The sequence below is a fragment of the Limosilactobacillus sp. genome, from assembly GCF_051873035.1.
Classification (GTDB): Bacteria; Bacillota; Bacilli; order Lactobacillales; family Lactobacillaceae; genus Limosilactobacillus.
The window spans coordinates 12,731-26,120 of sequence record NZ_JBJEEL010000049.1 but is presented as its reverse complement, the minus strand read 5'-3'; the positions used below and the strand labels follow the sequence as shown (position 1 = coordinate 26,120).

Genomic DNA, 13,390 nt, shown 5'->3' with positions numbered 1-13,390 from the left:
CGTCATTCCGGCGATCTTCCGTTGAAATGTAATATTTTTTATGCTAACCTAACAAAGTATTCGAATTAAGTTAAATTTGATTATCAATCAAGTTAACAAAATAAGATGAAAGGTGGATTTGGCGTGGATAACACAAAAAATCAACACAAAAAGCATCACTTGATAGAGTATGCTAACGGTAAGTCACTTGAAGAAATCAACGGTACCGTCGAAGTTCCCCATGGTAAGGGCTTCTGGCGAACACTATTCGCCTATTCTGGCCCCGGAGCATTAGTCGCCGTCGGTTACATGGACCCTGGTAACTGGTCAACTTCAATTACTGGTGGTCAAAGCTTCCAATATACCCTAATGACTACTATCTTGATTTCAAGTTTGATTGCGATGTTGCTTCAATACATGGCAGCTAAACTCGGAATCGTGAGTCAAATGGACCTCGCCCAGGCAACACGGGCACGAACCGGTAAAGCGTTAGGGATTATCTTATGGATTATGACCGAATTGGCGATCATGGCAACGGATATCGCGGAAGTTATTGGTGCGGCGATTGCCTTAAACCTGCTATTCCACATTCCGTTGATTCCATCGGTTTTCATTACTGTTCTTGATGTCCTTGTCCTGTTACTTTTGACGAAGATTGGTTTCCGGAAGATCGAAGCGATCGTTGCCTGCTTAATCTTGGTAATTCTCTTCGTTTTCGCTTACCAAGTAGCACTTTCTAACCCTAACTGGGGGAGTGCATTTATGGGCCTATTGCCGTCTGCAAAGGCAATTGCCCAGCACCCTCAAATTGGTGGAATCACTCCGCTGACTGGTTCACTTGGTATTATTGGGGCTACGGTTATGCCTCACAACCTGTACCTCCACTCCGCGATTTCTCAAACGCGGAAGATTGATCATAACGACCTGGCTAGTATCCGGCAAACGGTCCGGTTTACGACTTGGGATTCCAACATCCAATTGTCACTGGCCTTCATCGTTAACTCCTTGCTATTAATCATGGGGGTTGCCGTCTTCAAGACCGGGGCCGTTAAGGATAGTTCTTTCTTCGGCCTATACGACGCATTGAACAACACCGCCATGCTTTCCAACCCAATTCTGATTGCGGTCGCTAAGTCCGGTGTCCTGTCCACCTTATTTGCCGTTGCCTTATTAGCTTCTGGTCAAAATTCAACCATTACTGGTACCTTGACTGGTCAAGTTATCATGGAAGGTTTCGTCCACATGAAGATGCCTCTCTGGGCTCGGCGGCTAGTTACCCGGATTATTTCGGTTATTCCTGTTCTAGCATGTGTTGCAATGACTTCTGGTGAAAACGAGATTCAACAACACACGGCGCTGAACCTCCTGATGGAAAACTCGCAGGTCTTCCTGGCCTTTGCCCTCCCATTCTCCATGTTGCCGTTACTAATGATGACTAACAGTGAAGTTGAAATGGGTGAATTTAAGAACCGGCTTTGGGTTAAGATTTGTGGTTGGATTGCCGTGATTGCGCTAACCTTCCTGAACTTGTACAACCTACCGGCAACCTACGAGGGCTTCGGCCTGTGGTCCAAGGGCCTTTCCGACATTTTAGCTTACATTACCATTGTAGCTATTTTGGTACTGCTCATCTGGACCTGTGTCGAACTCTACCGTGGTGATAAGTGCTTTGCTGCCGAAGGTAAAGGGTTTGGTCAACGTGAAAATGAGTTAAAAGACTCCGACAAAGATTAAGTTCTAAAGATAGAGTGATAAAGACCCCGTCTGGCTGGCTTAGGCTGGTTGCGGGGTCTTTATTGATTTCCACCCTTCTTTACCATTTTTATAACGAGCCTTCATAGTTTCTTCACTTTTATCCACTATGATTTAGACAATCCCAATAATAAGTATTCTCCCTAGATAAATAAGAAACTAAAACGGCCACGCGTCACCTCGACGCTGACCGTTTTAGTTTTGCCTCCTACTAGCAATAAACAATGTTATAATATAGTCTTGAATGCTACTAAACACAGCCAACTGTGTACCCAGATGAGGTGAACACATTGAACAACAATAACCAAGACCGGCCCAGCCGGGTTCAACTATACGATTCTAAAAACAAAAAACGACGGCATGGCTTGAAGGGTAAAAAAGGCAGCTACCATCCGAAGAAGGGCGGCAACCGTGGGAAACGGACCTTCAAAATCTTACTCGGAATTCTGCTAGCGGTCCTGTTAGTGACGATTATCGTCTTTATCGTCAAACAGCAGGATCCCGTACGGACTAATACTGATGACGACAACACCAGTATTACTTCCAGCAGATCCAAACGGTCCAGTAGCCATCGCCACCACCGGCACCACTCATCTTCCTCGACGATCGACGATAACGATGGTGATGGTGATGATACTGGTAACGATAGCGGTACGACTACCTACTCATACTCCTACAGTCCATCCAGTGGCCGGACCGGTGGTGGTCAAACGACGACTAGCCGGGGCGGTGGCCAGACAACGACTGGTGGCGGTAGCGGTAACTACACTGGTGGCTCAACCTCAACCGGTGGCCAACAAAATGGTAATACCAGTTCTACCGGCGGCGCTAGTTCACCGACAACTGGCGGCGGTAATGCCCCCACTAGCGGCAATGGCGCGACCGCTGGTGGTAATTCACGGTAGTCACTTCGATTAACCGAAAAAATAAATTAATTTTCCCAACCCCCTTGTCAAACTCGGATTGGGTGCTATAATTCTAGTCAATTAGAGGATATGTAGTTAATAAGTGCTTAACCAGGGAGACGTGACCTAGGCTGGAAGTCATGTTTAGTCGACTATTACCTGTACCACCTCATTGATAATTATTGACCGAGATAAGGTCGATCGGGTCGTGTCCGTTAACACACCATAGAGAGAGTATTGAAAGTACTCTAAACATGGGTGGAACCACGCTAACTATTGATAATTAACGTCCCTAATATGTGCTTCGGCGCATATTAGGGACGTTTTGTTTTTTTATAAAGGAGAGATTTTTATGGCACAAGTCGCAGTTATGTCCGTTGACGGGTCAGTTAAGAAGATTGACCGGGATTCTAAAGAAGGTTTACAAGCACTTCGTAAGCTTTCTGCCCTCTTATTAAAGGGTGCATTGCAACAAGAATTTAAGGGAATTCGTTTAGGGGAAGCTGTTTTTGACGAAGACGGTTTCCATGTGGACTCCGATAAGGATGACCAACAAGTTTCCGCTGATGAATTACCTGCCTTGGAAGACGCCCTTCGCGGTGCCGCTAAGGATGCTAAGGTTGAATTCGTTGAAGTAGCACTTGACGATGCCTTGGCAGAAGTAAAGGATGACCCTTACTCCACCGAATTAATCAAGGAAGCTGCTAAGGACGGTAAGGTCGCTATGTACCAAGTCGGCGACACCAAGATTTTGGCCGATAGCGATATCCTGGTTTACGGTGACGCTATCAAGCACCTCAAGCTGCTCTCTGTTGCCGGTGCTTACTGGAAGGGTATGTCATCCAACCCAATGCTTCAACGGATTTACGGGACGGTCTTTTACAACAAGGCTGGTCTTGACGAAGATATGAAGAAGCGTCAAGAAGCCCGTGAACACGACCACCGGGTAATCGGTAACCAATTGGACCTCTTCTTTGTTGATCCAAAGGTCGGTGCTGGTTTACCATACTGGATGCCAAAGGGTGCCACGATTCGGCGGACGATCGAACGTTACATCATCGACCGTGAAGTTGCCGATGGTTACCAACACGTTTACACGCCTGTCCTGATGAACCTGGATGCCTACAAGACTTCTGGTCACTGGGCACACTACCGTGACGACATGTTCCCACCAATGGACATGGGTGATGGTGAAATGCTGGAACTGCGGCCAATGAACTGCCCAAGCCACATTCAAATCTTCAAGCACCACATCCGTTCATACCGTGACTTGCCACTGCGGATCGCTGAACTAGGGATGATGCACCGTTACGAAAAGTCTGGTGCCCTTTCTGGTCTGCAACGGGTTCGTGAAATGACCCTAAACGACGGTCACACCTTCGTGGCGGTTGACCAAATCCGGTCTGAATTTGCCAAGATCTTGCAACTGATCATGGACGTTTACAAGGACTTCGACATTACTGACTACAGCTTCCGGCTTTCCCTTCGTGACCCTAAGAACACTGAAAAGTACTACGGTAACGATGAAATGTGGGACCGGTCACAAAAGTTGCTGAAGGCGGCCATGGATGACCTGAACCTGGACTACTACGAAGCCGAAGGTGAAGCGGCCTTCTACGGTCCTAAGTTGGATATCCAAACTAAGACGGCCCTTGGTAACGAAGAAACCATGTCCACCATCCAACTGGACTTCATGCAACCAGACCGCTTCGGCTTAACTTACGTTGGTAAGGACGGTAAGGAACACATGCCAGTGATGATCCACCGTGGGATTGTTGGTACCATGGAACGGTTCGTTGCTTACCTGACTGAAATTTACAAGGGTGCCTTCCCAACCTGGTTGGCTCCAGAACAAGTCCACATCATTCCAGTTAGTGAAGAAAAGCACGGTGACTACGCTCAAAAGCTGGCTAAGAAGCTTAAGGCGGCTCAAATCCGGGTAATCATTGACGACCGGAACGAAAAGATGGGCTACAAGATTCGTGAAGCCCAAACGCAAAAGGTTCCATACACGCTGGTTGTTGGTGACGACGAAGTGGCAAACAACAGCGTCTCTGTCCGGAAGTACGGTGAAAAGGACCAGAACAGCATGAGCCAAGATGAATTCATGGACGAAATTCTGGCTGACATTGCTTCCTACTCACGCAAGAACTAAATTTAAAATGTTAAAAAGGCCCTAAGCGTTCACGCGCTTAGGCCTTTTTTTAATCCTGTTCCAATTTCGGTAACATTAAGAAGAAAATTAACCCAATGGTAAATAAAATGGCCAGGGACGCTACCCCAATCGTTGACTTACCAGTCCACTGGGTTACTGCGCCCACAATTACCGGGCCCAGAATTGCGGAAAACTTCCCGAGAATATTGTAAAAGCCGAAGAACTCACTACTGGATTCCTTCGGTACCAGCTGGCCAAAATACGACCGGCTCAGTGCCTGCAAGCCCCCCTGGCTGGTACCAATTAAGATCGCCAGAAACCAGAAGTCAAAGAGGCTATTAAGTCGTAAGGCATACAAGCTGATAAAAAGGTAAACGCAAATCCCGGTTAAGACCGCGGCCCGGGTAGACGTCCACCGGGCGAGCCAGCCGTAAAGCAGGGAAAACGGAAAGGCAATCAACTGAACCACCAACAGGACCAGCATCAGCATGGTCGTGTCAACTCCCAGGTCCTTCCCGATCGCCGTGGCCATCGTAAAGATGGTGTCAACCCCATCAATATAGAAGAAATAAGCAATCAAGAAGTAGGTAACCTGACGATACTGACGAATGTGGGTAAACGTCACCCGCAGGCGGTGCAAACTATCGCGAACCGGATTGGTAACGGCGTCCACACTGTACCGCTGGTGGCCATGCCGCAACAGTGGCCAGGCAAAAATAATCCACCACACCGCCGCAATGACAAAGCTAAAACGGGCCACCCCGTAGTTAGAGAGCAGGCCACCAAAGCCATGGCTCAATTGGGCAACTAAAAAGATGATAAAGGCCAGCACCCCACCTAGGTAACCCATTCCATAACCCGTGGACGATACCAGGTCCATTTGGTGGTCGTCCGCCACGTCGGTTAAGAAACTATCATAGAAGAGGTTCCCACCCGAGTAGCCGATTACACTAAAAATATAAACCCAGAGTAGTAGCTGCCAAAGATGGGGCGGAAGAAGTGCCAGGCCAAAGGTCAAGATAATACCAGCCCAGGTAAAGACGTTGAGCCAGCGGCGTTTCGACCGGGGATAATCCGCTAGTGCCCCTAGTAATGGTGCCAGCAAGGAAACAATTAGGGTCCCAAAACTGTTGGCGTACCCCCAGTAGGCCGTTGAATTAGCAGCACTAACCCCGCTATCTTGGGCCACCGCCTTGAAGTACACTGGTAAGACCGCCGTAATGACCAGGATTCCGTAACCGGAATTGGCCCAATCATAGAAAATCCATTGCCACTGTTTCTTACTGATCTTCACGCCGCACCTCATTTCTCAACACACCCGGGATGACTTGCCCGGCGGTTGGGGCCGGGTACTTTAAGCCGAGTAAGGCGGCAAAGGTTGGTCCTTCATCCACCAACTGTGCCCCCGCCACTGTGGCGCCGGCCTGAACATCCGGGCCAGCAAAAACAGCGGTTGTAAAGTAGTCTGGTTGGTCCGGGCCGTAACCGTGAACCCCACGGTAACGGTCATGGCTACCAAGTGAATCAGGATCGACCGGTTCAACGACTGCCGGCCGGTTAACCTCATCCGTGAAGTAGTAACCAGGTTGGGCCTCCACTAAAAAGGCACAGTGGGGGTCAGCACCCCGCTTGACGGCGGCGGCACCATCGTAAATCCGGGCCACCCCTTCGGCACTGGCGATTACTTGCTTAACTTCTCCCAGGTCAACTTGCCCCCGGGTATAGACATAGGTTTCACCATCACAGGTCTTAGCTGTGACCCACCAGTTGCCCTTGTAGGTGGTCTTACCATCTTCTGGTGTCAGCCACCCCTGTCTAGCAAAGAGCTGGTTTAAATGGATCATCTTGTGAACGTTGATCTGGTAGTGGTCACCAAGCACCACAAAGTTCGTTTGGTCATAGGTCCCGGCATCCTTGGTTGCGCGGATGAGGCGGGCAACCCGACCGTCAAGCCGTTGTAAGGCCGCCTTGGCCTCTGTAGACCGGACGCCATAACGGTGCCGCATGCTATCCATATCGACCAGGTGGATCAAGGTGAGGTCGGGACGTTTATTCTTGAGCGTATCAACGGCGCAGGCAGTGATAAAGTCGTCTAGCCACGGCTGCTTAATCCCCCGCCGTAGTTTACCGTAACGGTGGTTCATCTGCATTAAGAACCACGGAGAACTAGCCTTCAACGATACTAATACTTGGTTCGTCCAAATCCGGTTAGGGAAAATCTCGGCTAAATTGTAGTCAATCTTACTCCCCGCTGTAACCGGCCACAAAAAGGCGGCCGTTGTCATCCCCGCTGCCCGGGCAACGTCATAGAGGGGCGTCGCCTTAATGTCCTTCCGGTACCAATACCAGTCTGGTGATAGTCGCCGGGGTTGCAGCTTGGTATTATTAACTATTCCGTGCACTGCCGGATACTGACCGGTAATAATCGAGGTGTGAGACGGGTAGGTTAAGGTCGGGAAAATCCCGCGAACCTGCTTGACCCAGGTTCCCCGGTCAATTAACTTCGCAACGTTAGGTACCAGGTCCCGTAACTCATTGAGGTCCCGAAAGCCCAGTGAATCCAATGAGATCACAACTAGTTTTCGCTGTGTCATGTAACTTACTTCCTTTTTCAGTTCTAGTTTAGTTAGGTCATTCTTACTTATAGTATGCATTGGCCATTATAACAAAATTACTAATTAGTATAAAAAACTAATTCCCGGTATAATAAAAAGGTGTTGTGTCATTTTCCAACCACAACCATAATTAATTTTGGCATTAAGAACGGACCAGACTTGGTCCATTACCTATTAAATAACTCACTCTGAGAAAGGAATTATGATATATGAAGAACCAATTGCCGCCAAGCAATGAACACGAAAAGACACTGGGTCTATTTGACCTTGCCATTTTGGGAATCGGGGCGATCATCGGGACCGGAATCCTCGTTTTAACCGGGATCGTCGCCGCAGAAGACTCGGGGCCCGCAATTGTCTTTTCCTTCCTGATCGCCGCACTTGCCAGTGGTTTAATCGGCCTTTGTTATTCCGAACTAACAACCAGCCTTCCCAACTCCGGCAGTGCCTTTTTCTACGCCTGGGTAGCAATCGGCAAATTCGTCGCCTTCCTTGCCGGCTGGACCTTAATCGGGGTTTACGTTACCACTACCGCCACCGTCGCTAACGGGTGGACCGGCTATGTCCAGTCCTTCTTGGCGGTTTTAGGGATCAACCTTCCCCACAAATTCTTGGTTAATCCGGCCGCTGGTGGCTATGTTAATTTACCGGCCATCCTAATGATCCTCCTCATGACGGTGATTTTAACGCGGGGAACCAGTGAAAGTAAGGTTGTCAACAACTTCCTGGTGGGCGTTAAAATCTTCATCATTCTCCTTTTTATCATCATTAGTGTGCAACACGTTAACCCTGCTAACTGGCACCCCTTCTTACCATATGGCTACCAGGGGATCTTTACCGGGGCCTCCGCCGTTTTCTTCTCCTTCCTGGGCTTTGATGCGCTAGCAACGTCAGCCGAGGACGCTAAAGATGTCGGCCACACCATCCCTCGGGCAATTATCCTTTGCCTAGTGGTGTCAACCGCCCTCTACATTATCGTTAGCCTGGTCATGACCGGGGTTGTTCCCTACAAAAAGCTAAACGTATCTGAGGCGATGTCATATGTGCTAATTGCTAAGGGTCACGATTACGTAGCTGAGGTGGTCTCCCTCGGGGCCGTCCTCGGAATCATGGCCGTCGTCTTTGCGTTTATTTATGCCGGCTCCAATATCCTAAAATCGATGAGCCGGTCCCGCTTCTTACCGAAGGGTCTGGCAACGTTAAATACCAAGACCCAAAGCCCCAACCGGGCCATTTGGCTAGTCGGGTTAGCCGCCGCTGTCTTTGCCGGTGAGTTTGACCTCCACTACCTAGCGCTAATCGCCAACATCGGTTCGTTAACCGTCTTCTTGTTAATTTCGCTAATCGTAATTATCTTACGGTACCGGTACCCCGAACTAAAACGGCCCTTTAAGGTACCGTTTGGCAACGTTATCCCGACCTGTTCGATCATCATCTGTATCGTTTTACTGGTCAGCATTTCCCTAAAGGCCTGGTTGACCTACCTGATCTGGCTAGCACTCGGCCTAATCGTCTACTTTAGCTACTCCCTACGGCACGCCGACGAATTTAACTTCACTAAAGAATAACTAAACGGGAGCGAGGTAGAAGTCGTTTATGACTTCTACCTCGCTCCCGTTTCTTGTTACTGAACCAACTTACCCATCACTGGTAAGCCTTCTAAAACTTTTGCGCCGTGGGGTGCTAAATTAGCCAAAACCTTTGTTAAATCCTGCCCCGCCACGTTACCGTGGTGGCGGCCGTCTAACCAGGCCTTCTTCGCAGAAACGTCATAGACGACGCCTTCAATTGCCACGTAGGCCGGTTGACCATTTTGGCCGTTGTACTGCTTTAATTCTGCTTGGGTAAATTCTTTCGTCATTTCCAGAAGCCTCCTTACTATTCGGTTCCTGTTGCTTATGCGTACCCTAATGATACCCTGAATTACCGTCTAATAGTGCTAATTATTCTAAATAAAAGAAAATCATAACTTCTTGACGAGGTTATACCAGATCTCCCCGGCATGACTAGAATCCGCAACCCCGACCCTGGTAAAACCATTGCGGGTATAAAAGGGCACGTTTTTTGCTAATGAAGTTAAAGAAATTGTTTGCCGGTGGGCCGCCCGGGCTTTCTTTTCCAAGGCAGTCAAGAGTTGGCTGCCTACTCCCTGACCGCGGTAGGCCGGATCAACCGCAATCGATAAAACTAGCTGGTGGCCACCCTGTGGTAGATTAGCCGGCGTATGTACATACATTTCATCTTTTACAAAGGGGGCCGCAACGGCTGGACCAACCACAAAGCCGACCACCCGTTTACCATCCCGGGCCACTAAAAAAGTAGTTGCTAGTGTCTTAATCCGGTCCGCAAAGGCCGCTGGACTTCCCGCCTCGGCCGGGCTAAAACCGGCACGTTCGATTGCCAAAACGGCGGGTAAGTCGGCCATCGTAACCCTAGTAATTGTGAACATCAAGTACCGCCCTCATTTCCTTAATAAAAAGTTGCTTAACGTTGGATTGCTGGTCCCCCTTATTCCATACCAGAATATTACTATCATTAACTGTCGGTACCAGGGGCCGAAAAACCAACTCATCGTTATCGGCAGTATCAATTAGGCCGGCGTAGCTCAGTGCCCAGCAGGCGCCCGTTTTAACTAATAGGCCGGCGTTAAAAAGTAAGTTGTATTGACCGATAAAGTTAAACTGGTCGATTAGGTCCCCGGCCCATTGACGAAAGGTATCCTGTCGTTCCGTTTGCGCTGACGTAAGGAGGGGATGACCAACTAAATCTTGGGGAGTCACTGCCGTTTTTTGCGCTAATTTTGCGGTAGCGGGCATTATAACCCCCCACTGGTTGACCGTGTCTAGTGGCAGGGTGTTATATTCGGTTAAGTTCTCATGCCCCATTAATACAGCAAAGTCTAGTAAACCCGTATCTAACTGCTGCTTTAGAACAACATTATCGCCACTAACCAAGTTAACCCGAACATGGGGGTAGTGGGTCACAATCTGAGCTAACACCTGCATGACGGGTTCGATCGCACCACTCTCACCAGCGCCAATGTTAATTGTCCCGCTGACAACTGCCCCACTCTTTAACTGGTCCGTCGTTTGGTCCGTTAACATTAGGATCTCCTGGGCCCGGGCATAAAGGTAGGAACCCTCCTGAGTAAGTTTAATCCGCCGGTGCCCCCGCTCAAAGAGGGTTACCCCCAGTTCACTTTCCAGGTCCATAATCTGCCGGGAAAGTGCTGGCTGGGAAATATGCAGGTGCTGGGCCGCTCCTGAAATATTTCCTTCACGGACGATTTCTGTAAAATAACGTAAAACCCGAATATCCATTTGGCACCTCTATGCAGTTTACTTATAGTTATCAATATAATATAAGTATTTTACACTACCATTGTAATTCATTAAGATAGTTGCAACAAGTAATCACTGAAAGGAGCGTTATTAATTGCAACCATCACAAAAAGAAATTGAACGAATCTGCGCAATCAACCAGCCACTCATCCAAGAACTCAATACGGGTTCCCACTCACTTACGGAAACCCGCCAACTCGTTAGTCGAATTACCGGCCGGTCCATCGACCCCACGACAGAGATCCGCCTGCCCTTTTATAGCGACTTTGGCCGGCACCTGACGGTTGGTAAAAATGTCTTTATTAATAGTAGTGTCACCTTCACCGACATGGGCGGAATTACTTTAGAAGATAATGTTTTAATTGGGCCGAAGGTAACTATTGCCTCGGTTAACCATCCCCTTAGTCCGGCCCACCGACATGGTCTGGAACTAAAACCGGTGCGGATCAAGCAGAACGCGTGGGTCGGGGCCAATGCCACCATCCTACCCGGTGTGACAATCGGTGAAAACGCCGTTGTGGCGGCGGGCGCAGTCGTCACTAAGGATGTTCCGGCCAACACGGTCGTTGCCGGTGTCCCCGCCAAAGTAATTAAGAAGATTGAGGAGGAATAATTATGTCATTACGTTATATCAACCAACTAGCTGCAACTGTTCGCCGTGACCATGTTCATTTTCCTAACCGGTATGGACTTAACATTGCTGCTGACCTTTACTACCCTAAGGAACGCAAGGCCGATTTCTACCCGGCCCTGATCGTGGGGGCACCCTATGGCGGTACTAAGGAACAGGGCCCCGCGGTTTACGCTAACGAGCTGGCCCAACGTGGGTTTGTCGTGTTGACCTTTGACCAGGTTTACATGGGTGAATCCGGCGGACAGCCCCGCCACGTTTCTTCACCAGAGCTCTTTGCGGAATCCTTTAGCGCCAGTGTCGACTACCTAGGAATTCAGGTACCATTCGTCGACCGGAACCGGATCGGGGTTATTGGTATTTGTGGCTCGGCTGGCTTTGCCCTTTCCGCCGCTGCTGTCGATCCACGAATCAAGGCCGTTGTTACCGCCTCAATGTATGACATCACCGACTTACGGGGGATGATGAAGCCCGATAAGGAACAGCTTGACAAGATGAAAATGGAGCTGGCTCAGCAACGGTGGACTGACTTTGCCAATGGTCAGCCGGAATATAAGCCATCCTTCCCGGACCATCCCTACCCTTCCGTCGACGACCTTCCCGACATGGACCCGATCAACAATGAATGGTTCCGTTTCTATGCCGTACCGCGGGGATATCACCCGAATGCCCGGGGCGGTTTTACCACCACGTCGAGCCTCGCCATGTTACAATTTTCTGCCCTCGATTACATTGACGAAATTAGTCCCCGGCCCATCCTATTTATCTACGGTGACCGGGCCCATTCCCGCGCCTATTCTGAACGGGCGTTTGACTTGGCAAGTGACCCTAAAGAGAAGTATATTGTAGACGACTGTGAACACATCGACCTCTACGATCAGGTCGATAAGATTCCATTTACTAAGATCCAGGACTTCTTTAACCAGCACCTGGGATAACTTATGGGAAGGTGACCTTATTTTGAAAAAGTATAAATTCCTAATTGCCTTGCTGGCACTGGTAGCTGGTGTCGTAACTGCCGGTTCCACCAAGGCGGCCATTCAGCACTATCGTCAATCAACGGTTCCCACCATCTTTGTCCATGGTTGGGGGTCGAGTGCGAATGCTGAAGATAAGATGGCCCGGGCTGCGCAACAGGCCGGTGTAACTAAAACTATTGTCCGGGCAAACGTTAGCCGGCAGGGAACGGTGATCTTTAACCGGGATATTCCTAAGGGGGCCATTAACCCGATCGTGGAAGTTAACCTGGCCGACAATAAACTTAGCCACTACCGCAATAACTACGTTCAGGGCTACCACCACGGTGGTACCTACGTTAAAAACGTCGTTAACGCCGTAGAAAAGCAGGGTCACTTCCCGGCGATTAACCTCGTTGGTCATTCGATGGGTAACATAGAGATCGCTAACTACATCAACGATAATGCTGGACACCTACCAAAGATTAACCACCTCGTCGCGATCGCTGGGCACTATAACGGCCTGGTCGGGCAGTCTACCGCTGAGAGTAAGGTTAACTCCCAGACCGGTCAACCCGCTCGCGAAGATCCCACATTTAAAGAGCTCCTTTCCCTCCGGCAGAACTTCCCAACTAATACCCGGGTGCTGAATATCTATGGTGATTTAGATAACGGCTCCCACTCTGACGGCGACGTGCCGGTTAACTCCGCAAAATCACTTAAGTACCTTGTTGGCACCCGTGCTAAATCCTACCGGGAACTACCCCTTCACGGCCGGAGTGCCCAACACAGTCGGTTACACAACAATAATCACCAAGTTGACCAAGCCTTAATCAACTTCCTATGGACAAAATAATAACTATTAACGCCCACAAGTGTTTCCATACCGCAGCACTTGTGGGCGTTTAATTATTAAGAATTTATTGATTGCCTTAAGGCTTTATATAATTCATCCGCAAACTATATACACTATTATTCGCAAATTGTATTATATTCATAGAGAGAAAAAAGTTTCATCTAACAGCTCAAAGAGATAGGTTTAACCCCCCTATGACT

The 13,390-nt window shown here is 49.0% G+C and carries 12 protein-coding genes; 7 read left to right on the top strand and 5 right to left on the bottom strand.

Features of this window, described 5'->3' with window-relative positions; translation table 11 throughout:
- Positions 1-123 precede the first annotated feature (123 nt).
- From ACI31H_RS04640 to thrS, 3 genes are all read left to right on the top strand, one after another.
- Positions 124-1,713: an Nramp family divalent metal transporter gene (locus ACI31H_RS04640; RefSeq protein WP_439770829.1), complete on the top strand. Its 1,590-nt coding sequence runs from the start codon at positions 124-126 to the stop codon at positions 1,711-1,713.
- Positions 1,714-2,012: 299 nt separating this feature from the next.
- Entirely contained in the window at positions 2,013-2,636 is a 624-nt protein-coding gene (locus ACI31H_RS04635; RefSeq protein WP_439770828.1) for a hypothetical protein, read from the top strand.
- A gap of 352 nt (positions 2,637-2,988) precedes the next feature.
- Entirely contained in the window at positions 2,989-4,791 is a 1,803-nt protein-coding gene (thrS, locus tag ACI31H_RS04630; RefSeq protein ID WP_439770827.1) for a threonine--tRNA ligase, read from the top strand.
- A 49-nt stretch (positions 4,792-4,840) separates the two neighbouring features.
- Here thrS and ACI31H_RS04625 read toward each other — a convergent pair whose 3' ends face one another.
- Together ACI31H_RS04625 and ACI31H_RS04620 are read right to left on the bottom strand one after the other, a co-directional pair.
- On the bottom strand, positions 4,841-6,085 hold the full coding sequence (locus ACI31H_RS04625; protein WP_439770826.1) for an MFS transporter: 1,245 nt from the start codon (positions 6,083-6,085) through the stop codon (positions 4,841-4,843).
- Positions 6,072-7,385, bottom strand: a complete 1,314-nt coding sequence (locus ACI31H_RS04620) for an alkaline phosphatase family protein (RefSeq protein WP_439770825.1) — start codon at positions 7,383-7,385, stop codon at positions 6,072-6,074. Before ACI31H_RS04620 ends, ACI31H_RS04625 begins: the two co-directional genes overlap by 14 nt.
- Positions 7,386-7,615: 230 nt before the next feature.
- On the opposite strand from ACI31H_RS04620, the gene ACI31H_RS04615 reads away from it, so the two are divergent.
- Entirely contained in the window at positions 7,616-8,974 is a 1,359-nt protein-coding gene (locus ACI31H_RS04615; RefSeq protein WP_439770824.1) for an APC family permease, read from the top strand.
- Positions 8,975-9,030: 56 nt separating this feature from the next.
- Here ACI31H_RS04615 and ACI31H_RS04610 read toward each other — a convergent pair whose 3' ends face one another.
- The 3 genes from ACI31H_RS04610 to ACI31H_RS04600 all read right to left on the bottom strand — a co-directional run bounded on the left by ACI31H_RS04610 (position 9,031) and on the right by ACI31H_RS04600 (position 10,726).
- Complete coding sequence (locus tag ACI31H_RS04610; RefSeq protein WP_439770823.1) at positions 9,031-9,267, bottom strand: cytochrome b5 domain-containing protein; 237 nt, start codon at positions 9,265-9,267, stop codon at positions 9,031-9,033.
- Between the two features lie 102 nt (positions 9,268-9,369).
- On the bottom strand, positions 9,370-9,855 hold the full coding sequence (locus ACI31H_RS04605; RefSeq protein ID WP_439770822.1) for a GNAT family N-acetyltransferase: 486 nt from the start codon (positions 9,853-9,855) through the stop codon (positions 9,370-9,372).
- On the bottom strand, positions 9,839-10,726 hold the full coding sequence (locus ACI31H_RS04600; protein WP_439770821.1) for a LysR family transcriptional regulator: 888 nt from the start codon (positions 10,724-10,726) through the stop codon (positions 9,839-9,841). Before ACI31H_RS04600 ends, ACI31H_RS04605 begins: the two co-directional genes overlap by 17 nt.
- Positions 10,727-10,841: 115 nt before the next feature.
- Here ACI31H_RS04600 and ACI31H_RS04595 point away from each other — a divergent pair, with 115 nt between their 5' ends.
- From ACI31H_RS04595 to ACI31H_RS04585, 3 genes are read left to right on the top strand one after another with little or no spacing between them, the layout of a single operon-like run.
- Positions 10,842-11,360, top strand: a complete 519-nt coding sequence (locus tag ACI31H_RS04595) for a DapH/DapD/GlmU-related protein (protein ID WP_439770820.1) — start codon at positions 10,842-10,844, stop codon at positions 11,358-11,360.
- Positions 11,361-11,362: 2 nt separating this feature from the next.
- The gene (locus ACI31H_RS04590; protein WP_439770819.1) at positions 11,363-12,316 is read left to right on the top strand and encodes an alpha/beta hydrolase; all 954 of its coding nucleotides are present in this window, start codon (positions 11,363-11,365) and stop codon (positions 12,314-12,316) included.
- A gap of 22 nt (positions 12,317-12,338) precedes the next feature.
- Positions 12,339-13,190 (top strand): alpha/beta hydrolase, encoded by an 852-nt coding sequence (locus ACI31H_RS04585; protein WP_439770818.1) that lies wholly within the window; start codon positions 12,339-12,341, stop codon positions 13,188-13,190.
- Positions 13,191-13,390: the final 200 nt, after the last annotated feature.

Excerpts from the sequence above, each read along its gene's own strand:
- ACI31H_RS04615 (WP_439770824.1), top strand. The coding sequence starts at position 7,616 with ATGAAGAACCAATTGCCGCCAAGCAATGAACACGAAAAGACACTGGGT.
- ACI31H_RS04605 (WP_439770822.1), bottom strand. The coding sequence starts at position 9,855 with ATGTTCACAATTACTAGGGTTACGATGGCCGACTTACCCGCCGTTTTG.
- ACI31H_RS04590 (WP_439770819.1), top strand. The coding sequence starts at position 11,363 with ATGTCATTACGTTATATCAACCAACTAGCTGCAACTGTTCGCCGTGAC.
- ACI31H_RS04600 (WP_439770821.1), bottom strand. The coding sequence starts at position 10,726 with ATGGATATTCGGGTTTTACGTTATTTTACAGAAATCGTCCGTGAAGGA.
- ACI31H_RS04620 (WP_439770825.1), bottom strand. The coding sequence starts at position 7,385 with ATGACACAGCGAAAACTAGTTGTGATCTCATTGGATTCACTGGGCTTT.
- ACI31H_RS04610 (WP_439770823.1), bottom strand. The coding sequence starts at position 9,267 with ATGACGAAAGAATTTACCCAAGCAGAATTAAAGCAGTACAACGGCCAA.
- thrS (WP_439770827.1), top strand. The coding sequence starts at position 2,989 with ATGGCACAAGTCGCAGTTATGTCCGTTGACGGGTCAGTTAAGAAGATT.